Raw genomic sequence first — 24,539 nt, 5'->3', positions numbered from 1 at the left:
GATGGAGGACTGGGCGATGACCGCACCCACCCTCGTGATGGCTGCCCGGGGCAGCCGAGACCAGCGTGTCGTGCGCACGGCGCAGGCACTCAAGGCCGAGCTGACGCGATTGCGCCCCGAGGTCCCGTCGCACGTCTCGTTCGTGGACTCCTGCCTCCCCTCGCTGTCCCAGGTGCTCGACCACGTCGCTGACGACGGCGCCGACGAGGTCGTGGTCGTCCCGCTGGACCTGACCCACGCCGTCGAGGTCGATCCCCGCGTGGAGGGGCTCGTCTCCCGGGCCTGTCAGCGGCACCCCGGGCTTCGCGTGTCCATCGCGCGTCCGATCGGCCCCGAGGCGTCGCTGCTGACCCTGCTCGACACGCGGCTCCGCGGCGCGCTGGCCGCCGCGAGGGTGCTCGAGTTGGACGGCTTGATCCTGAGCTCCGCGACCACCGGTGACGTCCGGGGAGCCGCCCTCCTGGCTCGGCGGGCCCGTCAGTGGTCGACCCACCACCGTCTCCCCTGCCTCACGGCGGTCGCCGACGGCACGGGCCCCTCGGTCACCCAGGCGATGCAGGGCCTGCGCAGCCAGGGCCGACGCCACATCGCGGTGGGCTCCTTCTTCCTGGCCGCCGACGAGCGCTGGGCGGTCCAGGCCGACCAGGCCCGACGCATCGGAGCGGTGGCCGTGTCGGACCCGCTGGGCACCGCACCCGAGGTCGGCGAACTCGTCCTGTCGCGGTACGCGTTCGGTGCGATGGAATTGCTCCCCTTCGACGCGGAGGGGAACTTCGAGGACCACGAGCCCGAGGTCGGGCCGGTGCCCCCGATCGCCTTCGGAGCCTGAGTCACCCGAGCCCCCGGGTAGTCTGGGCGTCCGATCGACTCAGGAGGGTCCCGAATGTCCGAGTGGACACCGAAGGTGAGCAGGACGCCGGAGCAGTGGCGCAAGGTCCTCACCCCGTTCGAGTTCGCCGTGCTCCGCGAGGGTGCCACCGAGCGCCCCGGCACCGGTGAGTACGACGAGTTCTCCGAGCCGGGCACGTACTCCTGCCGGGCGTGCGGCGCCGAGTTGTTCACCAGCGAGGAGAAGTTCGCGTCCCACTGTGGGTGGCCGAGCTTCTTCGCGCCGGCGAGCGAGGAGCGGGTGCGCTACCTGCAGGATGACTCGCTGCCCGGTCGTCCGCGCATCGAGGTGCGATGCGCCGCGTGCGACAGCCACCTGGGTCACGTCTTCGAGGGCGAGGGCTACGAGACGCCGACCGACCTGCGCTACTGCATCAACTCCGTCTCGCTGGTGCACACCCCGCCGGCACAGGCCTGAGGGTCTCTCCGGCGCGGCTCCCGTGACAGCGGGCCCCGGCGCCTTAACCTGAGGGTCGTGGCACAAGGGATTCCTTATGCGGGCACGTTCGACGAAGCCGCCGCGTCGCTGCTGGGCATGGCCTGGCGGCCAGAACTGACGGTGGAGGAGATCCCCGCTCCCCAGCGCATCGCTCCGTTCGCCGCTGCCATAGCAGCGGACGTGGACTTCGGGGGTGAAGAGGTCGGCAACGGACGTCTCGTCCTGCTGCATGACCCCGAGGGAAACCCCGCCTGGGACGGCACGTTCCGGTGCGTGACCTTTGCCCGTGCTGCCGTCGACCCCGAGATGGTGGCGGATCCCCTGCTGGCCGACGTCGGCTGGTCGTGGCTCCAGGACGCCCTCGAGCGCCGGGGAGCCACGTACACGGCCCCGAGCGGAACCGTGACGTCGGTGTCGTCGAAGTCCTTCGGCTCCATGGAGAACGACCCCGAGAAGGCCGAGGTGGAGATCCGCGCATCGTGGACGCCCGTGCTGGGGGGCTCGGGGACCGAGATCCTGACCCACGTCGAGGCTTGGCAGGATCTCCTGTGCATGGTCGCGGGGCTGCCGCTCCTGCCCGACGGCGTGGTTCCCATCACCGTGCGTCCGGGACGGCGACGCCGGTGAGCGAGGACGCCATTCCGGACGAGGTCGAGGAAGCGACCTACGAGCTGGTGAAGACCCCGGCGGAGGGTGTGCCGGAGGTCGTCCGCACCTCGGAGGCCCTGGAGCGCACCATCGACGCCCTGGCCCGCGGCACGGGTCCGCTCGCCGTCGACACCGAGCGCGCGCACGGCTTCCGGTACACCGGCCGCGCCTATCTGATCCAGTTGCGCCGCGAGGACGCGGGCACCCACCTGGTCGACCCGATCGCCTTCGCCCAGGGCCAGGATCGCGCCGACCTGTCGGCCATCGCGGACGCCGTGGGTGACACGGAGTGGATCCTCCACGCCGCCACCCAGGACCTGCCCTGCCTGGCCGAGGTGAGGATGCTGCCTCGCCGGCTGTTCGACACCGAACTGGCCGGGCGCCTGCTGGGCCTCCCGCGTGTGGCGTTGGGTTCCCTGCTCGAGCGGGCACTGGGCAAGTCGTTGGCCAAGGAGCACTCGGCGTCCGATTGGTCGCGGCGCCCCCTCCCCCAGGACTGGCTGGCCTACGCCGCCCTCGACGTCGAACTCCTGGTCCCCCTCCGCGACTGGATCGCCGACCAACTCGAGGCCGCGGGCAAGTCCGAGTGGGCCGCCCAGGAATTCGCCCACCTCGTCGAGCATGCGGCCGACCCGGCTCCCGTTCGCGTTGAGCCGTGGCGGCGGACGTCGGGGACGCACGATGTCCGGACCGCGCGCGGGCTGGCCGTGGTCCGTGAACTGTGGCAGGAGCGGGACGCGCTGGCCGAGCGGCTCGACAAGGCCCCCGGGCGCATCCTCGTGGACCGTGCCATCACCGGCCTCGCCCGGATGGCCGAGGCGCCCGGCTTCGTCGCCTCGCGTGACGCCCTGCGCGCCGTCGAGGGATTCAAGTGGCGGCAGGCTGCGCGCTACGAGACGAACTGGCTGGCGGCGCTGGAGCGGGCGCTCCAGACACCGAAGTCGGACCTGCCTGCCAAGCGTGCTCCGTCCGAGGGGATCCCGCACCCCAAGGGCTGGCCGACCCGGTTCCCGGACGCCGCCGACCGTTGGTCCCGCATCCGCCCGGCGACCGTCACGCTGGCCGAGCAGCTCACGGTGCCCGTGGAGAACCTGATCCCGCCGGACGCCGTGCGCAAGTTGGCGTGGGAGCCGCCCCAGCCGGTGTCGGAGGCGTCCGTGGATGCGTTCTGGACGGCCGAGGGGGTCCGTCCCTGGCAGCGGGATCTCGTCGTGCCGGTGGTCACTCCCCTGCTGTAGCGGGCGGTCATTGTGGTGGCCGCGCCGGGCGTGGCGACCGGCCGGAGGGGCCTCAGCGAGGGTTCAGCGTGGACGTAGCACCATCTGGACCACATGATCGACGGGGCCCGCAGACCCGAAACGCTCTGGCAAGCGGCGATACCTTGGCCCTGTCGGCGGCGCCGAACCAGATGTGGTCCAGATGTCGCTACGCCGCCAGAGCCGGCATGAGGAACACGCCAGCCCCACTAGACGAGGGGCTTGGCGCTCCGGTCCTCGGCGACGGGGCACTCCAACGCCCACTCCACGACGGTGCGGGCGACGTCCTGCGGCGTGAGGCCCAGCTCGCCCAGGATCTCCGCTCGGGTCGCGTGCTCGAGGAACTGCTGAGGAATGGCGAGGTGGCGCAGCGGCGTCCACACCCCTGCCTTCTGGCAGGCCAGCGCGAGGGAGGCACCCAGTCCGCCGGAGACGCCGCCGTCCTCCAGTGTCACGACCAGGTCGGCAGCCTCGCACAGCTCGACGAGGGCGGGGTTGACCGGCAGGGACCAGACGGGATCGACGACGGCGCACGGGATGCCTTGGTGGCCCATCCTCTCGGCGGCGTCCACGGCGAGGTGGGCGAAGGGCCCGTGGGCGACCAGCAGGACTCGGGCGTCCGGAGGCGAGGTGAGGATGTCCACCCCACCGTGGCTGCGCAGGGCGGGCAGCTCGGGTGGCAGGGGATCCTTCGAGTAGCGGATGACCGTGGGCGCGTCGTGGATGCCGACGGCGGTGTGCAGGGCCTCGACGAGGCGGCGCTCGTCTCGTGGCGTGGCGAGCTGCAGGCCCGGGACGAGGCTCATCAGGGAGAGGTCCCACATGCCGTGGTGGCTGGCGCCGTCGGGGCCGGTGACGCCGGCACGGTCCAGGACGAACGTGACGCCCTGCCGGTGCAGCGCCACATCCATCAGCACCTGGTCGAAGGCCCGGTTGAGGAAGGTCGCGTACAGCGCGACGACGGGGTGCAGGCCACCCATGCTGAGGCCCGCGGCGGACGTGACGGCGTGCTGCTCGGCGATGCCGACGTCGAAGACGCGGTCGGGGAACTCTCGGGCCATCGCGTCCAGGCCCACGGGGTGGAGCATGGCGGCGGTGATGCCGACGAGGTAGGCGTCCGCCCGGGCGAGGTCGACGATGGCCTCGCGGAACGCGTCGGTCCAGGTGCGCTTGGGATTGGCGGTGAGCGGCTCGCCCGTCTCGGAGTTGATCAGCCCGACGGCGTGGAAGCGGTCGGCCTCGTCCTCCTCGGCGGCGCGGAAGCCCTTGCCCTTGACCGTCAGGCAGTGCACGATCACCGGGCCGCCGAAGTTCTTCGCCGACTCGAACGCGCGCTCCATCATGGCCACGTCGTGGCCGTCGATCGGACCGACGTACTTGATGCCCAGGTCGGAGAACATGCCCTGGGGGGCCAGGATGTCCTTCATGCCGGTCTTGAAGCCGTGGAGGAGGTCGTACAACGGGCCGCCCACGACGGGAGTCGAACGAACCCGCTGCTTGATCTGCCTCAGGGTTGGCTCGTAGCGACGGTCCGTGCGCAGGGTGGACAGGTGCGTCGCGAAACCGCCGACGGTCGGGGTGTAGGAACGTCCGTTGTCGTTGACGACGATGATGAGCTGGAGGTCGTTGCCGACCGCGATGTTGTTGAGGGCCTCCCACGCCATGCCGCCGGTGAGGGCGCCGTCACCGATGACCGCGACGACCGTGCGGTCCTCCCCGCGGAGCCGGTAGGCCTTGGCCATGCCCTCGGCCCAGGACAGGCTCGTCGTGGCATGGGAGTTCTCCACCCAGTCGTGAGGGCTCTCCATGCGACAGGGGTAGCCGGTCAGGCCACCCTTCTGTCGCAGGCTCTCGAAGCCGTCCTGCCGCCCGGTGAGGATCTTGTGGACGTAGCTCTGGTGCCCGGTGTCGAACACGATCGGGTCGTGCGGGGAGTCGAACACGCGATGCAGGGCGATGGTCAACTCGACGACGCCGAGGTTCGGACCGAGGTGGCCGCCCGTGCGGCTCACGCTCCGGATCAGAAAGGTGCGGATCTCGTCGGCCAGGTCGGTCAACTGGGGTGCACTCAGCGACCTCAGGTCGCGCGGACCATGCACCGCCTCGAGAAACGACATGGAGACGATTCTAGGCGCACCTTGCCCACGGGCCCAGTCCAACCGGGAGCGTGGCTCGAACAGGCGCTCTTCACAGCTTCGGGTGGAAGACCCTCCCGCGCAGCGCCTCCTCCACGAGGGCGACCTCACGACGGCGTCGGCGCAACAGCTCGGACAACTCGTGCCAGGTCGACAGGACCTCGTCCAGCACCTCGGGGGTGACGAACGGCCCCAAGCTCGCTCGAACGCCGGAGATGCCGTCGCGGCAGCCGTTGGCCTGGGACTCCACGTACTCGGCCGCGAAGCGAGCGAGCACCACTGGGTGCCGTCGCAACACCGGGTAGCCCCGGTACTCCGCCGGGCAGCAGTCGAGGAGGAAGTTCGTCGCCGTGTCCTCCCACTCCGGGCTGCGCGGCGGCCGGACGCCGTCGGGCCACCCCGGCGGGGTGTACGGGGCGGTCTGCTCCGGGAACTTGGTGCGGCCCACCGGCCGGCGCCCCGGCTCCCCCGCGTACCGGCCGAAACCGTGCGCTGACGCCGGCGTCCAGTTGAGCGTGGTCATCACAGACTCCCTTGATCGAACGTGAGTTCGATTCTAGGCGGGTCCGTGTTCGACGACAAGCCGTGCCCTTCTGACTGCTTGGGTGGCCGTCAGCGAGGAGAACCGTCACTCAATGCCCACGCTCACGGGGCCACGAACACGAACACGGCCGCCGCCACAAGGAAGACCCCGGCAAGGCCGAGCAACACCCATGTGCGCCGGGACGGTCCACGTGCGGCCCACCAGCCGACCAGGCCGGCCAGCACGGGCACGACGACGACCAGCAGGACGGCGGACAACCAGAGTGGGGGCAGGTGGATCCACAAGGGGGTCGAGAGCACGGCGGCTGCGAGCACTGACCACCAGGCCCAGCCGAGGCCCACCAGGAACACGGGCGCGAGCATCCCGACGAGCAGGGACAGCAGTCCACCCAGGAGGAGCCAGCCCAGTTGGCACTCCTCGCCCGCGCACAGGCCGCTGCTCACCACGTTCGAGATCGCCCACAGCAGGCCGGCCGCCAGCCCGCCGGGCACCACGCCCAGGAACGACCAGGCGATCCACTCCCCCGGGCCGGCCCCGTCGCGGACCCGGAGCCGACTCGTGACCAGCGCGTCCGACCCACTCATGGGGCCGAGCCTAGTGCCGTCCGGAGACGCCACTCGCCCCTGCCGCGCGGGGCGACAGGGGCGAGCGACGTGGTGGGAACTACTTCTTCAGCAGCGACCGCAGCACGTACTGCAGGATGCCGCCGTTGCGGTAGTAGTCGGCCTCTCCGGGCGTGTCGATGCGGACGACGCCGTCGAACTCGACCTTCTCGCCGTTCTCCTTGGTGGCCGTGACCCTGACCGTCTTCGGCGTGGTGCCCGCGTTGAGGGCCTCGATGCCGGTGAAGTCGTAGGTCTCGGTGCCGTCCAGGCCCAGGGAGTCGGCGGTCTGGCCGGCCGGGAACTGCAGCGGGAGGACGCCCATGCCGATGAGGTTGGAGCGGTGGATCCGCTCGTAGCTCTCGGCGATGACGACCTTCACGCCCAGCAGGGTCGTGCCCTTGGCCGCCCAGTCACGCGACGAACCCGAGCCGTACTCCTTGCCGGCCAGGACGACCAGCGGGACGCCCGCGGCCTGGTAGTCCATCGAGGCGTCGTAGACGAACTCGACCGGGCCACCATCCTTGGTGAAGTTGCGGGTGAAGCCGCCCTCGGTGCCCGGCGCGATCTGGTTGCGCAGGCGGACGTTGGCGAACGTGCCGCGGATCATGACCTCGTGGTTGCCACGACGCGAGCCGAGGCTGTTGTAGTCACGACGCTCCACACCGTGGCCGGTCAGGTACGCACCCGCGGGGGTGTCGGACTTGATGGAGCCGGCCGGGGAGATGTGATCGGTGGTGATGGAATCGCCGAGCTTCAGCAGCGCGCGGGCGCCGGTGACGTCGGTGACGGGCACCGGCTCGGCGGGCATGCCGTCGAAGTACGGTGCGCGGCGGATGTAGGTGGACGCCTCGTCCCACTCGAACAGGTTGCCCTCGGGGGTGTCCAGGTTCGCCCAGCGCTCGTCGCCCTTGAAGACGTCCGCGTAGCGACGCGAGAACATCTCGGCGCTGATCGAGGAGTTGATGACCTCGTCGATCTCGGCCTGCGTCGGCCAGACGTCGGCCATGTAGACGTCGTTGCCCTGCTCGTCCTGACCGATCGGGTCGTTCTCGAGGTCGATGTCCATGGTGCCGGCGAGGCCGTACACGATGACCAGCGGCGGGGAGGCGAGGTAGTTCATCTTCACGTCGGGGCTGATGCGACCCTCGAAGTTGCGGTTGCCCGACAGGACGGCGGTGACGGCCAGGTCGTGCTCGTTGACGGCCTTGGAGACCTCGGGGATGAGCGGGCCCGTGTTGCCGATGCAGGTCACGCAGCCGTACCCCACCGTGTTGAAGCCCAGCGCGTCCAGGTACTGCTGGAGGCCCGACTTCTCGTAGTAGTCGGTGACGACCTGCGAGCCGGGGGCAACCGTGGTCTTGACCCACGGCTTCGGGCGCAGCCCCTTCTCGTAGGCCTTCTTCGCGACCAGGGCCGCGCCGAGCATGACCGACGGGTTGGACGTGTTGGTGCACGAGGTGATGGACGCCACGGTGACGGCGCCGTTCTTCAGCTCGAAGGAGCGGCCGTCCGCCAGGGTGACCGGGATGGACGCCTCGGGCTGCGAGGAGTAGCTGGGCAGGTAGTCGCGGAAGCTCTCCTTCGACTTGGACAGCTCGATGCGGTCCTGGGGACGCTTGGGGCCGGCGATGCTCGGCACGACCGTGGTGAGGTCGAGCTCCATGGACTCGGAGTAGCGGGGCTCGCGGTCGTCGTCGTGCCAGAGGCCCTGGGCCTTGGCGTAGGCCTCGACGAGCTCGATCTGCTCCTCGGTGCGCCCGGTCATGCGGAGGTAGTCCGTGGTCTTGGAGTCGATCGGGAAGACCGCGATGGTCGAGCCGAACTCCGGGGACATGTTCGCGATGGTTGCGCGGTTGGCCAGCGGCACCTGGGAGACGCCGGGGCCGTAGAACTCGACGAACTTGCCGACGACGCCGTGCTTGCGCAGCATGTCGGTGATCGTGAGGACGAGGTCGGTGGCGGTGACGCCGTCGTTGAGCTTGCCGGAGAGCTTGAAGCCCACGACGCGCGGGATCAGCATGGAGATCGGCTGGCCGAGCATGGCCGCCTCGGCCTCGATGCCGCCCACGCCCCAGCCCACCACACCGAGGCCGTTCACCATGGTGGTGTGCGAGTCGGTGCCGACGCAGGTGTCGGGGTAGGCCTGCAGGACGCCGTCGACCACGCGCGGGAAGACCACACGGGCGAGGTTCTCGATGTTGACCTGGTGGACGATGCCGGTGCCCGGCGGGACGACCTTGAACTCGTCGAACGCGCCCTGGGCCCAGCGGAGCAGCTTGTAGCGCTCGTTGTTGCGCTGGTACTCGACGTCGACGTTGAGCTTCAGGGCGTCCGAGCTGCCGAAGTACTCTGCGATGACGGAGTGGTCGATGACGAGCTCGGCCGGGGCCAGCGGGTTGATGGTGTCGGGGTTGCCACCGAGGTCGGCGACGGCTTGGCGCATGGTGGCGAGGTCGACGACGCAGGCGACACCGGTGAAGTCCTGCATGATCACGCGGGCGGGCGTGAACTGGATCTCCTCGGACGGCTCTGAGTCCGCTACCCACGCACCCAGCTTCTTGATGTGGCCAGCGGTGATGTTGGCGCCGTCCTCGGTGCGCAGCAGGTTCTCCAGCAGCACCTTGAGGCTGTAGGGCAGCGATTCCGAGCCCTCGACGGCGTCGATGCGGAAGATTTCGTAGTCCTTGCCACCGGACGAAAGCGTGGCCTTGGCCCCGAAACTGTTGACGCTCATGCTTCTCCTGTTCGACGTTGTCCAGCAGATTATCTCGACATCGAGATACTACACCATGGCGGACCACGGTGTCTGGATGTCTCCAGGGCGAGCCTACGCCCCGGGCCGCTCCTCGCGTGCCCGGCGGCGTCCTTCGGCGTACAGCTCCTGGAGGTCGGGATCGTCGCGCATCAGGTAGACCAGACCACAGTTGGCCGGGCCATCAGCCCCCGGAAAGCACAGGGAACACTTGTCGGCCGGACGCAGCGGACACCTGGCCTCGATGTAGCGACTCACAGCGGTTTCCTCCCTGGTCCCATGCTAGGTCGCGCATACCCCCGAGCCTGAGCCGTTGGCACCGGTTGGCGCTCAGGCAACCGGGTGCAGGATCGCGACGCACTCGATGTGGTGCGTCATGCCGAACAGGTCGAACGCGCGGATGGAAACCGGCACGAACCCGAGACCCGACGCCGTGGCCAGGTCGCGCGCCAGGGCGGCCGGGTCGCAGGCGACGTACGCGATGGCGCGCGGGCGGCGGGCACACACGTCCTCGATGACCGCACGCCCCGCCCCGACCCGGGGCGGGTCCAGGACCACCAGGTCGACGGCACCGGGTAGTCGGCGCAGGACGCGATCCACGGACCCCGCGTGGAAGGTAGCCTGCGGCACGTTGCGGCGGGCCAGGCCCACGGCGTCCTTGCTCCCCTCGACGCCCGTGACGTGGACACCGGCGTCCACCAAGGCGCCGGAGAACAGGCCGACGCCGCAGTACAGGTCGAGGGCGTCCTCCCCCGCCTCGGGTGCCAACCCGTCCAACACCGCTGCGACCAGCGCGTCCGGTGCCGCCGGGTGGACCTGCCAGAAGCCGTCCGCGCGGACCCGCCAGCGGCGTCCCGCTGCCCACTCCTCGACGACGACCTCGTCCCCGGGGGCGACCCACGTGGGTCCATCCAGCGTCTGCGCGCCGATGAGCGCCTCCCCCTCGACCGCGGCGTCCGCCGGCTTCGCCAAGGACGGGGCGGCGATCAGGCATCCCACGCTCGGGAGGGGCACCACCTCGTGCGACCCCTTCGCCCGCAGGCCCCAGCCGTCCGGGCCGCGGTGGTACCGCATCCGCCGGCGCCACGCGAGGCCGTCCTCGTCGAAGGCCTCGACGGTGCCGTCCCACGCGATGCCGGCCATGCGGCGCAGTTGCTCGGCGACGACCTGCCGCTTGAGCTCCCGCTGGTGCGCCACGGCGACGTGTTGAAAGTCACATCCTCCACACGCCGCGGCGATCGGGCACGGCGCCGCCACCCGGTGCGGACTGGCCTCGCGCACGGCGACGGCGTCCGCGAAGCCATGGCGCTTGGCCAGCCCCGTCACGACGACGTCCACCAGTTCGCCCTCCAAGGCGTGCCGGACGAAGAGGACCCGTCCGTCGACGCGCACCACCCAGTGCCCACCGTGGGCGATCGGCCCCACCCGGACGCCCTCGAGGCGCTGCCCGACGGCCCAGGACCGATCAGACTCACTCATCGATGAACTCCCCGCGGTGGACGGTGCCGGTGCCGGGGCGGCGCCATTCGGCCGCGTCGCTGCGCTCGGCCCGCTCGATCGCGTGGCGCGAGGAGGCCAGCTGGTAGGGCACGGCCGTGGTGACCACGCCCGGGAGGAACGCGAGCCGCGTCTTGATGAACAGCGCCGTCTGGTTGTGCAGGAGGCGCTCCCACCAGTGGCCCACGACCAGTTCGGGGATGTACACCATCACCACGTCGCGCGGATTGCCCGAGCGCATCTCCCTCACGTGGTTCACGAACGGCGCGACGAGCTCGCGGTAGGGCGAGGCCAGCACCTTGAGCGGGACGGCGGTGTCGAGGTCGTCCCACTCGGCCGAGATGGCACGGACGTGGTCGTCGTCGACGGCGATCGTGACGGCCTCGATGCTGTTGGCCCGCGACGCCCGGGCGAAGTTCACCGCGCGCATGGCGGGCTTGTTCAGGTCGAGGACGAGGACGACGGCCCGGACACGGCTGGGCAGCACGTGCGCCTCTTCCAGGTCGAGCGAGGTCTCGCGCGCCACCTTGGCGTAGTGCCGGCGGATCGACTTCATGGCGACGAACACGAACGCCATGGCGAGGACGGCCAGGTAGGCACCGTAGATGAACTTGCTCGCCAGCACGATGATCAGCACGGTGCCGGTGAAGGTGAGACCGATCGCGTTGATCGCGCGGGAGCGCTGCATGTGCCGGCGCGCCGCGGGATTGGTCTCGACCGCCAGGTGGCGGGTCCAGTGGCGCAGCATGCCGAGTTGGCTGACGGTGAAGGACACGAACACGCCCACCACGTACAACTGGATCAGCGAGGTCACGCTCGCGTTGAACGCCAGGACGAGACCGACCGCGGCCATGGCCAGCAGGATGATGCCGTTGCTGTAGGCCAGGCGATCACCGCGGGTGTGGAGGGCGCGCGGCAGGTAGCCGTCCCGGGCGAGGATCGAGCCCAGCACCGGGAAGCCGTTGAAGGCCGTGTTGGCCGCGAGGAACAGGATCACCATCGTCGTGATGATCACGAACACGAAGCCCGGCTGGAACGTGTCGAACACGGTCATCGCCAGCTGGGCCATGACGGTCTCCTGGTGCTCGTCGACCCGCGGCCCGCCGGAGGTGAAGAAGACGCCCGCGTGCTCGTCCACCATCTTGGCCCCGGTCAGGTTGGCCAGCGTGATGATGCCGCCGAGCATCGAGATCGCCACCAGGCCGAGCAGGCCCAGGGTCGTGGCGGCGTTCTTCGACTTCGGCTCCCGGAAGGCCGGGACGCCGTTGCTGATGGCCTCGACGCCGGTGAGCGCAGCCGAGCCGGACGAGAACGAGCGGGCCAGGAGCGCCACCAGGGCGAAGCCCTCCAGTTGGGAGTAGAAGGGGTCGCCGACCACGTCGAAGCCCGCGGTGGGCGCCTGCAGGGGCTCGCCCAGCAGCAGGATGCGGGTGAGCCCGAATCCGATCATGCCGAGCACCGCGACCATGAACGCGTAGGTGGGGACCGCGAACAGCGTGCCCGACTCGCGCACGCCGCGCAGGTTGATGGCCATCAGCGCGAGGATGAGGAGCGCCGCGACGACCCCCTCGTGGCCGATGATGATCGGGAAGAGCGCCTTCGCGTTCTGGACGCCCGAGCTCACCGAGACGGCCACCGTCAGCACGTAGTCAACCAACAGGGCGGACGCCACGGTCAGGCCGGCGCTGGGGCCGAGGTTCTCCGTCGCGACCTCGTAGTCACCACCCCCGGAGGGGTACGCGTGCACCGTCTGCCGGTACGACAGGACGACCACGAACATCACCAAGGCCACCGCCAGCGCGATCTGCCAGGAGAAGACGAAGCCGGCGACGCCGGCAAGGCTCAGGGTGAGCAGGATCTCGTCGGGGGCGTACGCGACCGAGGACAGGGCGTCCGATGCGAAGACCGGCAACGCGATGCGCTTGGGGAGAAGAGTCTCCCCCAGTTGGGTGCTGGCCAGCTTACGGCCCACCAGGAGCCGCTTCACGGCGTCCGCGAGATTCACGTGGGTAGACTCTAGACCCGTTGCGACAACTTGCCGCGTTCGGTTGCCAAGGGGCTCACGCCCGAGGAGGATCTCCGCGTGCACATCGTCATCATGGGATGCGGTCGAGTGGGGTCCTCGCTCGCGCGGGCCCTCGAACGGCGCGGTCATTCCGTCGCCGTCATCGACCAGGACGCGGACGCCTTCCGACGCCTGGGCCCCGAGTTCCACGGCCAGACGGTCAAGGGAGTCGGATTCGACCGCCGGGTGCTGGTCGCGGCCGGCATCAGGCAGGCGGACGGGTTCGCCGCAGTCTCCTCGGGTGACAACTCCAACATCCTCGCCGCCCGGGTCGTCCGGGAGACGTACGGCATCCACAACGTCGTCGCCCGCATCTACGACCAGGGTCGCGCCGAGGTCTACGAGCGCCTCGGCATCCCCTCGGTGGCGACCGTGCGCTGGGCGTCGGACCAGGTGCTGCGACGTCTCCTGCCGGAGGGCTCAGAGCCCCAGTGGCGCGACCCGTCCGGCCTGGTCCGCCTGATCCAGGTCAGCGCCGACGATGGCTGGGTCGGGATGCGGATCACGGCCCTGGAGGCCGCGATCCGCGCGCGCGTGCCGTTCCTGTCGCGCTTCGGCCAGGGCATGGTGCCGACCGAGAACACCATCCTGCAGGACGGCGACATGCTCTACATCGCCGCCACCAACGAGGACGTGCCCCGCATCGAGGGCCTGCTCGCCCAACCGCCCGCCAAGATCTGAGAGGCCGACCCATGCGTGTCGCCATCGCCGGGGCCGGCAACGTCGGCCGTTCCATCGCCCGCGAGTTGCTCGCCAACGACCACAAGGTGCTGCTCATCGACCGGGACCCGGGCGCCATCAAGCCCGACAGCGTCCCCGGTGCCGAGTGGCTGCTCGCGGACGCCTGCGAGGTCGACTCGCTGGAGGAGGCCCGCATCGACCGCTGCGACGTCGCCATCGCCGCGACGGGCGACGACAAGGTCAACCTGGTGCACAGCCTGCTGGCGAAGACCGAATTCGCGGTCCCGCGTACGGTCGCCCGCGTGAACCACCCCAGCAACGAGTGGATGTTCGACGACGTCTGGGGGGTGGACGTGGCCGTGTCCACGCCGCGCCTCATGTGTGCGCTGGTGGAGGAGGCCGTCACCGTCGGCGACCTCGTGCGCCTCTTCTCGTTCCGGGGCGGTCGGACCAACCTCGTCGAGATGCGCCTGCCCGCCGACAGCCCGATCGCCGGACGCCGCTCGGGTGACCTGGGCTTCCCGGGGGATGCGGTGCTCGTCGCGATCATCCGCGACGGGGTGGCCCACCCACCGCAGCCGGACGCCGCCCTCGAGGGTGACGACGAGTTGCTCTTCGTGGTCGACCCCGACGCGGAACTCGAGCTTGCCCAGTACCTGGCCCCCGGCGTCCACCGGGAGCGGGTCGCGAACGAGGACGACGTGGAGCCGGAGCTGATCGGCTGATCAGAGCAACTCGTAGTGGGGGTTGTAGATCCGACGTACACCGTCCGCCACCGAGATGCGGCCGCGGACCAGGAGGTCGCGGCCGGCCTCGATGCCGGGGATCTCGTGGCGCCCCATCCAGATCAGCGTGACCTTGCCCGTTCCATCCGAGAACTCGGCCTCGAGCCACGGCGTGTCCTGCCGCGGGCGGATGGTCAGCGTGTCGATGGTGCCGCGCAGCACGACGCGCCCGCGGTCCGTGCACGAACCGATGGCATCGCAACCGAAATCCTCGGCCAACCGCTGACGGTCGGCCGAGGCCAGTTCGTCGTTGGAGCGCAGCAGGGTACGTACCCGGTCCAGCCAAGCCATGAGGAAAAGTTTAACCCTGCGCCGCACCGGTCGGCATGGCCAGGTGGATCAGCTCGCCCGGCACACGAGGGTGCTCGTCACGCTTGACGACGATGTTGCGGAAGAACTCCACGAACACGTCCGCCGGCTCGCTCTCCCCCTCGACCATGCCTGCCCGACCCATGAGGGTGCCGCGCAGGAGCCAGCGGGGACCCTCGACGAGCCAGATGCGGGACACGTGGAAGAGCTGCTCCCCCTCCGGTCCCTCCATCGGCAGGACGCGCTGGACCTCGGGCCCGAAGGGACCGTCCGCGACGCCGGCGTGCCCGCCGGACTGGGTGGCCTCCTCGATGGTCTCCTCGCGCAGTTCGGCGGCCAGGCCACCGGTGCGGGGAGCCGCGAAGAGGGCGAGTTCGAGACCCGAGTCGCCCAGCGCGGCCAGGAGCGCATGCACGGCGCCGGTCTCGGGATCGCCGTGCAACTGCAGGCCCAGGCCCTCGAAGGGCGTGATGATGAGGGGGCCGAACGCGACGCGCTCGACGTCGTCCGCGTCCAGGTCGACCTCGTCGAAGTCGAACGGTCCGTCCGCGCGAACGTCGGCGTCTTCATTGCCCGCGGCGGCGGCGACGTCGTCGCCCGCCTCGTCAGCGTCAAGATCGTCCGTGGTGGTGGCCTCGTCGTCGAGGAGCTCCTCGTCGACGGCCTCGATCTCGACGGCGTCCTCGCTGTTCTCGCGAGCCTTGCGCCCAAAGATCACGGGTACCTACCTCCACCTTCCCCCACGGGGATCGTTCCGTCCGCCCAGCCGGCGACGCCGCCGGTGGAACCATGTCCACCGGTACCGCGCGCACTTGCGGGCAAGGTGTCGACCTCGGCGAAGTCCGCCGAATCGACGCGTTGGAAGACTAGCTGTGCGATCAAGTCGCCCCGGCGCAGTATCACGGTTCGGTGGACGTCCGTGTTCAGCAGGCAGACCATGATCTCGCCGCGGTAGCCCGCGTCGACGGTGCCGGGTGCGTTCACGATGGTGATGCCCTCGCGCGCCGCCAGGCCCGAGCGCGGGTGCACGAAGCACGCCCAGCCCTCGGGGACGGCCAGCGCCAGGCCCGTGCGGACGAGGCGGCGCTCCCCCGGCGCCAACTCCACGTCCTCGGCGGTGGCCACGTCAGCGCCCGCGTCCCCGGCGTGGGCATAGCGTGGGAGGGGGACGCCGGGGTCGAGCCGGCGGACGGCGACGCGGACGCGCGCGTCCCCGGTCATGTCCGCGCCTCCGCCCGTCGTCGCTCGATGGCGGCGGCCAACTGGGCCGGGCGCCGGGTCCCGACCAGCCAATAGGGGTGCGGGTCGGCGGGGTCGGCCACGTGGACCACCACCGACTCGTCCAGCCAGGCACGCTGCACGACGAAGGCACGGGCGTTCGCCCCGATCCCGAGGCGGTCGCGGGTGGCGCCGGCGTCCAGCACCTCGACCTCACCCACGTACGGCCACTCGAGGACGGACGGCCCCACGCGGAGCCCGGTGGCGTCGACGGCCACGTCCGTCCTCCCCAGCCAGGCCAGGCCGACGGTCACGCCCGCCGTGACCACGAGGGCCCCCGCGGTCGCGACCCAGGGGCCGTACCAGAATCCGACGGCGACGACGGTGGAGACCCCGAAGGTGATGGCCAGCAGCCAGTACCAGGCGGGGGCGGTGAGCCGTTCGTGATAGTCCACGCATCCAACCTAGCGGGCGCCGGGACGAGCCCTAGGATGAGTTCCATGGACATGTCCCAGAAGATCGTGTGGAACGGCTACTCCACCCTCGTCGGCGCCCTGGCGGCCATCCTCACGAAGAAGGCCGTGGACGGCGCCTGGACGTTCGTCACGGGCGAAGAGCCGCCGGAGCCCAACGACCCGGACACGCCAACGTCGCAGGTAGCGATCTGGGTGTTGGCCATGGCCATGGGCGTTGGGCTCTCGCAGGTCCTCATCAACCGGTTTGCAGCACGGCGCTTCGAGAAGTTCGTCGGCGAGCGGGGAATTCTGCGCCGGGTGAACCTGCGCCTGTGATCCGGTTGATCCAGGGGCTCAGGCGCAGTCGACGCAGTAGGTGAGGCCGTCCTTGACCTTGGCCGCCTGGGCGCGGTGCTTCACCAGGAAGCAGCTGGCGCAGGTGAACTCGTCCGCCTGGCGGGGGAGGACGCGGACGGTCAGTTCCTCGTGGGACAGGTCGGCGCCGGGGAGTTCGAAGGATTCAGCCGCCTCGACCTCGTCCTCGTCGACCTTCCCGGAGTTCTTGTCATTGCGACGGCTCTTGAGCTCCTCGATCGAATCCTCGTTCTCCTCGTCGTTCTTGCGAGGAGCGTCGTAATCAGTCGCCATGATGCCTTTCGGAGCCGGTGGTGCGCGCCCGGCGGCTTGCCGATGCGCAGACGCACATATATCACACGCGTCAAGCCCACCCAAGAAGACGCTGCAACCCGAGGAGGGTGTTGGCGTTCCCGGTCGGGCCTACGCTGCTGGGAAGATTGGGTAGGTTACGCTGCCACAACGAGTGTTGGAGCCGGGAGTTGAAGATGGAGAGTGCCCTGAGGCCGCGCGACATCCAGGCGCGGATCCGCGCCGGGGCTTCCCCCGAGGAAGTGGCGCGGGCCGCCGGCGTCCCCGTGGAGAGCATCGACGCCTTCGCGGCCCCCGTCATCGCCGAACGTGACTACATCGCGGGCCTGGCCCGCACCAACCCGGTCCGGCGACGCGGCGAGACCACCTCCCACCGCACGTTGCGCAACGCCGTGACGGACGCCTTGGCCGTGAAGGGCGTCGACGCCGACGCGGCGGACTGGGATGCGTGGAAGCTCGAGGACCGCCGCTGGCAGGTCCGTGTCGCCTTCGAGGCGGACGGCCAGCCGCACGAGGGCCTGTTCATCTTCGACGCCATGGGCCGCTTCTCGGTGGCGGGCAACGATGAGGGGCGCGCCCTCATCGGCGACAGCGTCTCCGACCAGCTCGCCCTCGTCCGGGCCACCCTGGAGAGCGTCGAGCAACCCGATGAGGCGGACGAGGAGGAGCCACCCAGGCCCTCGCCGGACGATGATGCCTTCGACGCGGACGACGCGTTCCACGAGGGCGACCTCACCGAGGTGGACGGCGTCTACGACATCGTCCCCCCGGACCGCAGCGACCTGGACGTCCTGTACGACATGCTGTCGAGCTTCGACGAGGATTCCGTCAAGATCTACGCCGGTCTGGTCCACCCGAAGGAGGCCTCCCCCGAGCCCACCTCCCCCGTCGTGGTCGGGATGGTCGAACCGGACGCCGGACGCGAACCGGTCGCCGATGAGGCGGACGAGGAGATGACCGGCCTGGTCCCGCGCGTGGAGCCGATCCGGGCGCCGGCCGCGGAAGAGCCCGCCGATGCCCCGTCGGACGTCCCGCAACCGCCGGCCCCGGATGAGCCGGAGCAACTGTCGCTGATCGACGACGTCGAGGAGCCGGCGCCCAAGCCGAAGCCCCGGCCACGCCGCAAGCGCGCCTCGGTCCCCAGCTGGGACGAGATCATGTTCGGCGCACCCCACCCGCCCAAGTCGGACGACTGAAGCGCAACACTGGACCTGGCTGGGGTGAGGTCCGAGCTCACCGGGACTTCGGCAGGTGCGGGCTCACGCTTCGTCGTGAGGCAGCGGCGCCGGAGAGGGACACGCGCTCCGTCTTGTGACACCTGCGCCGAATGGGGACACACGCCCAAGCAGACGCGCCGCTCGGGGAAGGCCCCCGCGAATACATCCGGCTCGGGTGTGCTCAAGCGGCGCGTGGGTCGGATCGAGGCCCGGGGCGTGCCCCAAGGGCCCGCCCACACCGGTTGTGCCCACACCTGCCGCCCCCTCACTCGGCGAACGGGAGCGGCTCCGGGGCGAGGTCGACCCCTCGCCCCGCCGAGGGCTGCCGGGCACGGTGGTGCGCCCGGCACAGCACCTCGTAGGCGACCTCGCCGGCCCCGCCCCCGTCGGTGTCACCGACGGCGATCTGCTCTCCCTCGACGACCATGACGCCATCCACCAGGCGCGCGTTGTGGGTGGCCGGCTCCCCGCACCAGCAGCGCGGCCGGGCCTGGAGCAGCTCGATGCGGTCCGCCAGCTCCACGAGGCGCCGCGAACCGGGGAAGAGCTCGGTCCGGAAGTCGGTGAGGATCCCGAAACAGGAGACGTCGATGTCCAGTTCGTCCACGATGCGCGCGAGGGCGTCGATCTGCGGCGCAGTGTAGAACTGCGCCTCGTCACAGATGAGGTAGTCAACCCGCCGACCCGCCACCAACTCGGTCGTCACGGCGGACCAGAAGTCGAAGTCCCGGTCGACCTCGATGGCACTGGCCACCAACCCGATGCGGGAGCTGATCCGAGCCTCTCCGCCGCGGTCCTGAGAGGTGAACCGCAGCCCGCGGCGTCCGGCCGTCGCGTTCGTGTAGTCGACCTGCAACGCGAGGGTGGACTTGCCGCAGTTCATCGGTCCGGTGAAGTAGGTCAGGTGCGCCATCAGGCCACCAGGAAGGGGACGCGCATCTCGAACTCGGTCAGCGAGCCGTGCATGCCGATCAGCCCGAACTCCTTGGGCTGGGTGCGGGTCATGATCGCCCAGTCGTCGCGGCAGATCGCCAGCACGTCACCGTAGCGGTCGGCCATCCGCCGGTCGACGGCACCGAACCACCCGGATTCCACCGCTTCCTCGCGGGTCACGACCCAGGCGCGCTCCCCCAGCACGGACCGCCAGCGCCGGGCGACGGCGTCCACGTGGCGGGGTTCGCAGTAGAACTGGCGGAAGCGCCCCTCGCCGGCCAGCAGGGTGAGGTCGTCGGTCAGGCCCGGGACGTCCTCAGCGATGATCCAACGATCGAACGGCGAGTCGATCATCCCGTGATCCCCGGTGACGAGCAGTCTCACGTCGTCCGGCAGCGCCGCGCGGACGTCACGCGCGAACGTGTCGATGCGGTGCAGGATTTCCCGCCACTGCGGGGTCTGCCAACCCTGGCCGTGGCCGGTGTGGTCCAAGGACCGCTCGTAGAGGTAGACCAGCGACTTGTCCCCGGTCATCGCGCCGTCGACGGTCCAATCCATGCGGGCCTGTAGGTCGTCCTCATCCGGGACCGGCTGGAACCGCGCTCCCCGCAGCGCTGCCTCGGTGAGGCCGGTTCCCGCGAAGCGCGCCGGGCTGACGGACGTCACCGACACTCCCTGGCGGACGAGACGCTCGAAGGCGGTCAGGCGCGGCTGGACGTCGAGCGCGGACAGGCCCGGGGCCCAGGTCAGGGCGTTCAGGTGGGTGCCGTCGATGGGGTTGCGGAACGCGTACCCGACGATGCCGTGCTGCCCCGGGGCGAGTCCCGTGCCCAGGGACGTGATGCTGGTGGCCGTCGTGCTCGGCGCACCCGAGGTCAACGTCGTCGACGCCTCCCCCGCCACCAGGGACATGAGGAAGGGAGCCTCCTCGGCGGCCGCCGCGAGGTTCAGCGCGCCGAGTCCGTCCACCAGCATGATGACCCAGCGGTCGGACGCCGGGACGGCCAGCGCGTCCGACCACCCCGCGACGCCCATCGAGGTGGCCAGCGAGCCGACGATGTCGGCCAGGGTCGACTTCCCGTACGCGGGGACCAGCGGTGCCTCCACCGTCAGATCGCCACCCTCTGCAGCCGTCCGGCGAAGCGGATGAGGTTGGCGACGGCCGCCTCGCCGTCGGCGGCGGCGCTGATGCGCACGGTGAGGTCGTCCGCCACGTCCTGGACGGTCCAGCCGTGGTCGGCTTCGCAGTTCGGATCGCCACACGTGGCCGGTTCAACCTCTTGGCGGCGCACCGCGCCCCAGTTCACGACGAGCCAGGTCTCGGTCACGCCCTGGGCGCCCCGACCGAACTTCTCCGGCTGGGCGGCCACCTGCGTCAGCGCGACGGACCGGATGTTCCGCACGCCCACGGTCTCCACCGTCGTCAACGCCTGCTGGACGTGGGGGTTCTCGCCATCGTCGGTGTGCGCGGCGATGAAGCGGGTCGGCGTCAGCACCAGCACGGTGACGTGCCGGTGCAGCTCGGTCGCGTTGAAGGTGGCCTCGTGGTGGACGAGGGCGTCCACAACCTCCTCGTCCCCGATCGCCTGGGCGACGGTCGTGGCGACGAAGTCCGGGAAGTACCCCGACGCCACGATGGCGTCACGAAGCTCGGTCGGCAGGGCGGTCATTCCAGCATTCTCCCATGCGTCGGGCGCCCGCCGAAAACCGTTACGGTGAACCCCATGAGCAATCGGCCGTTCATCGCCGCACGCCTCGAGCTCTTCCTCGACCGGCGCCTTGAGCAGATGTTCCGCACCCTCGGGTGGCGCGAACGTGTCATCCCGTACACGGCGTACGGTGACGGCCGGTTCGTCCGGGTGCTGGGCCGCATCGTGCTCTCTCCCCCGTTCGCCGACACCCACCTCGGTCGGGCGGCCGAGGAGTTCCTGCGCCAGCGCGGGTGGCGCAACTTCATCACGGCGCCCTGCGTCCACGCGCGCTACACCATCAGCATCGGCGACGCCCGGGTGACCGGCACCACCGACCGAGGCGGCTACATCGACCACCGGGTGCGGGGCCACGGGCTCTCGGCCGGCTGGCAGAGCGGGTCGGTGGCCCCTGAACAGTCGGATGACCAGCCGTTCCACGCCCAGGTCGTGGGCTCGGACGCCACCTTCGGCCTCGTGTCGGACATCGACGACACCATCCTGACCACGATGCTCCCCCGCCCGCTGATCGCCGCCTGGAACTCGTTCTTCCGTACCGAAGCGGCGCGGCAGGCGATCCCGGGCATGGCGGTGTTCTACGCCGACGTCCTGAAGCGGCACCCCGGCGCCGCCGTCATGTACCTGTCGACCGGCGCCTGGAACACCCACGGCTTCCTCAAGCGCTTCATGCGCCGGCACCGGTACCCCCAGGGCGCGATGCTGCTGACGGACTGGGGCCCCACGAACACGGGGTGGTTCCGCTCGGGGCAGGAGCACAAGCGCAACGCGCTGCTGCAGTTGAGCGTCGACTTCCCGCGCATCCAGTGGCTGCTGGTCGGCGACGACGGGCAGCACGACCTCGACATCTACAGCGAGTTCGCCGCAGCCAACCCCGACAAGGTGGAGGCCATCGCGATCCGGCAGCTGAGCCCGGCGGAGCAGATCCTCGCCCACGGAACCACGGAGCCGCTGACCGCCGCTGAACCCCTCCCCCGCGACATCCCTGTGTTCAAGGCCTCCGACGGGCGTGGCCTGCGCCGGTTGACGCGGGAGTTCCTCGGACTCCACTGATGGGGGCCGTGCGCCGGGTCCCACCCTCGGACCAGTCCGGAGTGGCAGCCACGGCGTCCGGCTTGGGGTGGGGCACAATGGCGGGTGGCGTAGAAACGGAAGAGGGAGCACGTGGTAGCGAAGCCGCCGGTTGACGAGGATGTGATCGAGAAGATCACGGACATCGACGTCACCGAGGAGATGGAGACCAGCTTCCTCGAGTACGCCTACTCGGTGATCTATGCCCGGGCCATCCCCGACGCGCGCGACGGCCTCAAGCCTGTCCAGCGTCGCATCCTCTACTCGATGGACGACATGGGCCTGCGCCCGGACCGGGGGCACGTGAAGTGCGCCCGCGTGGTCGGTGACGTGATGGGCAAGTTGCATCCCCACGGCGACACGGCGATCTACGACGCGTTGGTCCGCATGGGCCAGGGCTGGGCCATGCGCCTGCCCGTCGTCGACGGCCACGGCAACTTCGGCTCGCTGGACGCCGGTCCCGCCGCCATGCGTTACACCGAGTGCCGCATGGCCCCCGCCGCGCTCGCGATGACGGACGAGATCGACCAGGACACGGTCGACTTCAAGCCCAACTACGACGGCAAGATGTCCGAGCCCGTCGTGTTGCCCGCCTCCTTCCCGAACCTGCTGGTCAACGGGTCGACCGGCATTGCGGTCGGCATGGCGACGAACATCCCGCCGCACAACCTCGTTGAGTGCGTCCAGGCCATCAAGCACCTGCTGAACCACCCCGATGCCACCGTCGAGGACCTGACGCGCTTCGTTCCGGGACCCGACCTCCCCTCCGGCGGCAAGATCGTCGGCCTGGAGGGCATCGCCGACGCCTACGCGACCGGACGCGGTACGTTCAAGATCCGCGCGACGGCCCGCATCGAGCAGACCAGCCCGCGTCGCAAGGGCATCGTGATCACCGAACTGCCGTACATGGTCGGCCCGGAGCGGATCATGGAGCAGGTTTCCGCGCTGGTCCGGAACAAGAAGCTCACCGGCATCGCCGACATGAAGGACCTGACCGACCTCACCAACGGCCTGCGCCTGGTGATCGAGGTCAAGAACGGCATCAACCCCGACGCGATGCTCGAGCAGTTGTACAAGGCGACCAAGCTCGAGGACTCCTTCGGCATCAACATGGTCGCCCTCGTCGACGGCCAGCCGCAGACGCTCTCGCTCCGGGACGCTCTGGTCGTGTACGCCGACCACCGCCTCGACGTCACGTTGCGCCGCACCCGCTTCCAGTACCGGAAGGCCGCCGACCGACTGCACCTGGTCCGCGGCCTGCTGCTGGCGATCCTCGACATCGACGACGTCATCGCGATCATCCGCGGTTCGGACGACGCTCCCGAGGCGCGCGCCAAGCTCATGGAGGCCTTCGACCTCGACGAGGTCCAGGCCAACTACATCCTCGACCTGCAGCTGCGCCGGCTGACCAAGTTCAGTCGCCTCGACCTGGAGAAGGAGCGCGACGAGCTCGAGAAGCGCCTCGCCGATCTCTCCCTGATCATCGAGAACGACGACGAGCTTCGCGCCCTCGTGGCGCACGAGCTGGACGAGGTCGCCCGGTTGCACGGGACGCCGCGTCGGACCGTCCTGCTGGCCGGGGGCGGCGCCACCGTGACGGCCGCGAAGGCTGCGCCGCTGGAGATCGCCGACGAGCCCTGCTGGGTGATGTTGTCCTCGACCGGGCTGTTGGCCCGTGCCGACACCGACCAGCCCATGCCGTCGAACGGGCGCCGCGCCCAGCACGACCTCATCACCTCGGCGATCCGAACGACCGCGCGCGGCGAGTATGGCGTACTGACCTCGCACGGACGCGTGATCCGCGCCCAGGCGATCGAGTTGCCGTCCATCGCCATCACCGCGGACGCACCCAACCTGCAGGGAGGGTCCCTGGCGACCGAGCTCGTCGATCTCGACAAGGGCGAGCGGATCCTGGCGTTGACGACCCTGTCCGACGACACCCACGGGTGGGCGTTCGGCACCAGGAACGGAGTCGTCAAGCGGACCAACCCCGAACTCCTGGGCAAGGACTCCTGGGAGGTGATACGCCTCGACGCCGGGGACGAGGTCGTCGGAGCCGTCGAACTGGCCGACGAATCCGGCCACCTCTGCTTCATCACCTCCGACGCCCAGCTCCTGCACTTCCCGGCCGACTCCGTGCGTGCCCAGGGGCGCTCGGGCGGCGGGGTGGCCGGCATCAAGCTGGCACCCGGGGCGTCCGTGCTGTTCTTCGGGCACGTCCCGGACGCTCCGGCGAGCGTGGTGACCGTCTCGGGAACCGGCGCCGGCCTGCCCGGGACCGAGGCCGGCTCGGCCAAGGTCACCCCGTTCAGCGAGTACCCCTCCAAGGGGCGTGCCACCGGCGGCGTCCGGTGCCACCGCTTCCTCAAGGGCGAGACGACGCTGCTCACCGCGTACGCCGGCCCCGATCCGGTCATCGGCTCGGCCTCCTCCGGGTCGGCGATCGAGTTCGGCAGCGTCCACCAGGGGCGGCGCGACGGCTCCGGCACGCCGCTGACCCAGCCGCTCGCTGCGGTGGGAACCCGCACGCACGGCGTCCCGACGGGGCCGTCCGCAGCCTCCCATGCGGCCGCAGGCGTCGACGAGACCCCGGGCGAGGATGCGGTCGATGACCCGCTGTCGGACGCCCGGGACGTCGACTCCGACGACAGCACGCTCTTCTAGGACGC

At 70.1% G+C, this 24,539-nt stretch carries 25 protein-coding genes; 10 read left to right on the top strand and 15 right to left on the bottom strand.

Features of this window, described 5'->3' with window-relative positions:
- Positions 1-16 precede the first annotated feature (16 nt).
- Genes AC5YDV_RS00590 through AC5YDV_RS00575 form a run of 4 tightly spaced genes read left to right on the top strand, consistent with a single transcriptional unit; the run spans position 17 to position 3,213 of the window.
- Positions 17-829, top strand: coding sequence for a sirohydrochlorin chelatase (locus tag AC5YDV_RS00590; protein WP_496181658.1), 813 nt, complete (start codon positions 17-19; stop codon positions 827-829).
- Positions 830-862: 33 nt separating this feature from the next.
- Positions 863-1,306, top strand: a complete 444-nt coding sequence (msrB, locus tag AC5YDV_RS00585) for a peptide-methionine (R)-S-oxide reductase MsrB (RefSeq protein ID WP_496181750.1) — start codon at positions 863-865, stop codon at positions 1,304-1,306.
- 57 nt (positions 1,307-1,363) lie between these two features.
- Complete coding sequence (locus AC5YDV_RS00580) at positions 1,364-1,954, top strand: DUF3000 domain-containing protein (protein WP_496181657.1); 591 nt, start codon at positions 1,364-1,366, stop codon at positions 1,952-1,954.
- Complete coding sequence (locus AC5YDV_RS00575; RefSeq protein ID WP_496181656.1) at positions 1,951-3,213, top strand: HRDC domain-containing protein; 1,263 nt, start codon at positions 1,951-1,953, stop codon at positions 3,211-3,213. Before AC5YDV_RS00580 ends, AC5YDV_RS00575 begins: the two co-directional genes overlap by 4 nt.
- A gap of 227 nt (positions 3,214-3,440) precedes the next feature.
- Here the strand turns inward: AC5YDV_RS00575 and dxs are convergent, their stop codons facing one another.
- The 7 genes from dxs to AC5YDV_RS00540 form a co-directional block, all read right to left on the bottom strand.
- On the bottom strand, positions 3,441-5,348 hold the full coding sequence (dxs, locus tag AC5YDV_RS00570; protein WP_496181655.1) for a 1-deoxy-D-xylulose-5-phosphate synthase: 1,908 nt from the start codon (positions 5,346-5,348) through the stop codon (positions 3,441-3,443).
- A gap of 70 nt (positions 5,349-5,418) precedes the next feature.
- Complete coding sequence (locus AC5YDV_RS00565) at positions 5,419-5,889, bottom strand: hypothetical protein (RefSeq protein WP_496181654.1); 471 nt, start codon at positions 5,887-5,889, stop codon at positions 5,419-5,421.
- A 122-nt stretch (positions 5,890-6,011) separates the two neighbouring features.
- On the bottom strand, positions 6,012-6,494 hold the full coding sequence (locus AC5YDV_RS00560) for a hypothetical protein (protein ID WP_496181653.1): 483 nt from the start codon (positions 6,492-6,494) through the stop codon (positions 6,012-6,014).
- A 79-nt stretch (positions 6,495-6,573) separates the two neighbouring features.
- Complete coding sequence (gene acnA / locus AC5YDV_RS00555; RefSeq protein ID WP_496181652.1) at positions 6,574-9,249, bottom strand: aconitate hydratase AcnA; 2,676 nt, start codon at positions 9,247-9,249, stop codon at positions 6,574-6,576.
- Positions 9,250-9,342: 93 nt separating this feature from the next.
- Positions 9,343-9,525, bottom strand: a complete 183-nt coding sequence (locus tag AC5YDV_RS00550) for a DUF6767 domain-containing protein (RefSeq protein WP_496181651.1) — start codon at positions 9,523-9,525, stop codon at positions 9,343-9,345.
- A 72-nt stretch (positions 9,526-9,597) separates the two neighbouring features.
- Positions 9,598-10,746, bottom strand: coding sequence for a class I SAM-dependent RNA methyltransferase (locus AC5YDV_RS00545; RefSeq protein ID WP_496181650.1), 1,149 nt, complete (start codon positions 10,744-10,746; stop codon positions 9,598-9,600).
- Positions 10,739-12,769: an APC family permease gene (locus tag AC5YDV_RS00540; RefSeq protein ID WP_496181649.1), complete on the bottom strand. Its 2,031-nt coding sequence runs from the start codon at positions 12,767-12,769 to the stop codon at positions 10,739-10,741. Before AC5YDV_RS00540 ends, AC5YDV_RS00545 begins: the two co-directional genes overlap by 8 nt.
- Before the next feature lie 93 nt (positions 12,770-12,862).
- Here AC5YDV_RS00540 and AC5YDV_RS00535 point away from each other — a divergent pair, with 93 nt between their 5' ends.
- Entirely contained in the window at positions 12,863-13,510 is a 648-nt protein-coding gene (locus AC5YDV_RS00535) for a potassium channel family protein (RefSeq protein WP_496181749.1), read from the top strand.
- Between the two features lie 11 nt (positions 13,511-13,521).
- The gene (locus AC5YDV_RS00530) at positions 13,522-14,235 is read left to right on the top strand and encodes a potassium channel family protein (RefSeq protein WP_496181648.1); all 714 of its coding nucleotides are present in this window, start codon (positions 13,522-13,524) and stop codon (positions 14,233-14,235) included.
- Here AC5YDV_RS00530 and AC5YDV_RS00525 read toward each other — a convergent pair whose 3' ends face one another.
- The 4 genes from AC5YDV_RS00525 to AC5YDV_RS00510 are packed head-to-tail and all read right to left on the bottom strand — an operon-like array spanning position 14,236 to position 16,277.
- Positions 14,236-14,586: an OB-fold nucleic acid binding domain-containing protein gene (locus tag AC5YDV_RS00525; protein ID WP_496181647.1), complete on the bottom strand. Its 351-nt coding sequence runs from the start codon at positions 14,584-14,586 to the stop codon at positions 14,236-14,238.
- A 10-nt stretch (positions 14,587-14,596) separates the two neighbouring features.
- Positions 14,597-15,322, bottom strand: a complete 726-nt coding sequence (locus tag AC5YDV_RS00520) for a DUF3710 domain-containing protein (protein ID WP_496181646.1) — start codon at positions 15,320-15,322, stop codon at positions 14,597-14,599.
- The gene (gene dut, locus AC5YDV_RS00515; protein ID WP_496181645.1) at positions 15,319-15,825 is read right to left on the bottom strand and encodes a dUTP diphosphatase; all 507 of its coding nucleotides are present in this window, start codon (positions 15,823-15,825) and stop codon (positions 15,319-15,321) included. The genes AC5YDV_RS00520 and dut overlap by 4 nt, the downstream gene beginning before the upstream one ends.
- Entirely contained in the window at positions 15,822-16,277 is a 456-nt protein-coding gene (locus tag AC5YDV_RS00510; RefSeq protein ID WP_496181644.1) for a DUF3093 domain-containing protein, read from the bottom strand. The genes dut and AC5YDV_RS00510 overlap by 4 nt, the downstream gene beginning before the upstream one ends.
- A gap of 45 nt (positions 16,278-16,322) precedes the next feature.
- Between AC5YDV_RS00510 and AC5YDV_RS00505 the strand changes: the two genes are divergently transcribed.
- Complete coding sequence (locus AC5YDV_RS00505) at positions 16,323-16,613, top strand: DUF4235 domain-containing protein (RefSeq protein WP_496181643.1); 291 nt, start codon at positions 16,323-16,325, stop codon at positions 16,611-16,613.
- A gap of 18 nt (positions 16,614-16,631) precedes the next feature.
- Here AC5YDV_RS00505 and AC5YDV_RS00500 read toward each other — a convergent pair whose 3' ends face one another.
- The gene (locus tag AC5YDV_RS00500; protein WP_496181642.1) at positions 16,632-16,925 is read right to left on the bottom strand and encodes a DUF4193 domain-containing protein; all 294 of its coding nucleotides are present in this window, start codon (positions 16,923-16,925) and stop codon (positions 16,632-16,634) included.
- A 17-nt stretch (positions 16,926-16,942) separates the two neighbouring features.
- Here AC5YDV_RS00500 and sepH point away from each other — a divergent pair, with 17 nt between their 5' ends.
- Positions 16,943-18,139 (top strand): septation protein SepH, encoded by a 1,197-nt coding sequence (gene sepH / locus AC5YDV_RS00495; protein ID WP_496181641.1) that lies wholly within the window; start codon positions 16,943-16,945, stop codon positions 18,137-18,139.
- 286 nt (positions 18,140-18,425) lie between these two features.
- Here the strand turns inward: sepH and AC5YDV_RS00490 are convergent, their stop codons facing one another.
- The 3 genes from AC5YDV_RS00490 to AC5YDV_RS00480 are packed head-to-tail and all read right to left on the bottom strand — an operon-like array spanning position 18,426 to position 20,763.
- Positions 18,426-19,073 carry a thymidine kinase gene (locus AC5YDV_RS00490; protein ID WP_496181640.1) on the bottom strand — a complete coding sequence of 216 codons (648 nt, stop codon included), beginning with the start codon at positions 19,071-19,073 and terminating at the stop codon, positions 18,426-18,428.
- The gene (locus AC5YDV_RS00485; RefSeq protein ID WP_496181639.1) at positions 19,073-20,200 is read right to left on the bottom strand and encodes an alkaline phosphatase family protein; all 1,128 of its coding nucleotides are present in this window, start codon (positions 20,198-20,200) and stop codon (positions 19,073-19,075) included. The genes AC5YDV_RS00490 and AC5YDV_RS00485 overlap by 1 nt, the downstream gene beginning before the upstream one ends.
- 2 nt (positions 20,201-20,202) lie before the next feature.
- Positions 20,203-20,763, bottom strand: coding sequence for a DUF5998 family protein (locus AC5YDV_RS00480; RefSeq protein ID WP_496181638.1), 561 nt, complete (start codon positions 20,761-20,763; stop codon positions 20,203-20,205).
- A gap of 54 nt (positions 20,764-20,817) precedes the next feature.
- On the opposite strand from AC5YDV_RS00480, the gene AC5YDV_RS00475 reads away from it, so the two are divergent.
- Positions 20,818-21,852: an App1 family protein phosphatidate phosphatase gene (locus tag AC5YDV_RS00475; RefSeq protein ID WP_496181637.1), complete on the top strand. Its 1,035-nt coding sequence runs from the start codon at positions 20,818-20,820 to the stop codon at positions 21,850-21,852.
- A 111-nt stretch (positions 21,853-21,963) separates the two neighbouring features.
- A complete protein-coding gene (locus AC5YDV_RS00470) occupies positions 21,964-24,534 on the top strand; it encodes a DNA gyrase/topoisomerase IV subunit A (protein ID WP_496181636.1) in 2,571 nt (856 codons plus the stop codon).
- The last annotated feature ends 5 nt before the right edge of the window (positions 24,535-24,539 follow it).

This window comes from Propioniciclava sp. LT432 (genome assembly GCF_059515965.1).
Note: the sequence above shows the minus strand (reverse complement) of the source record. Positions and strands in the feature narration are given on the sequence as shown.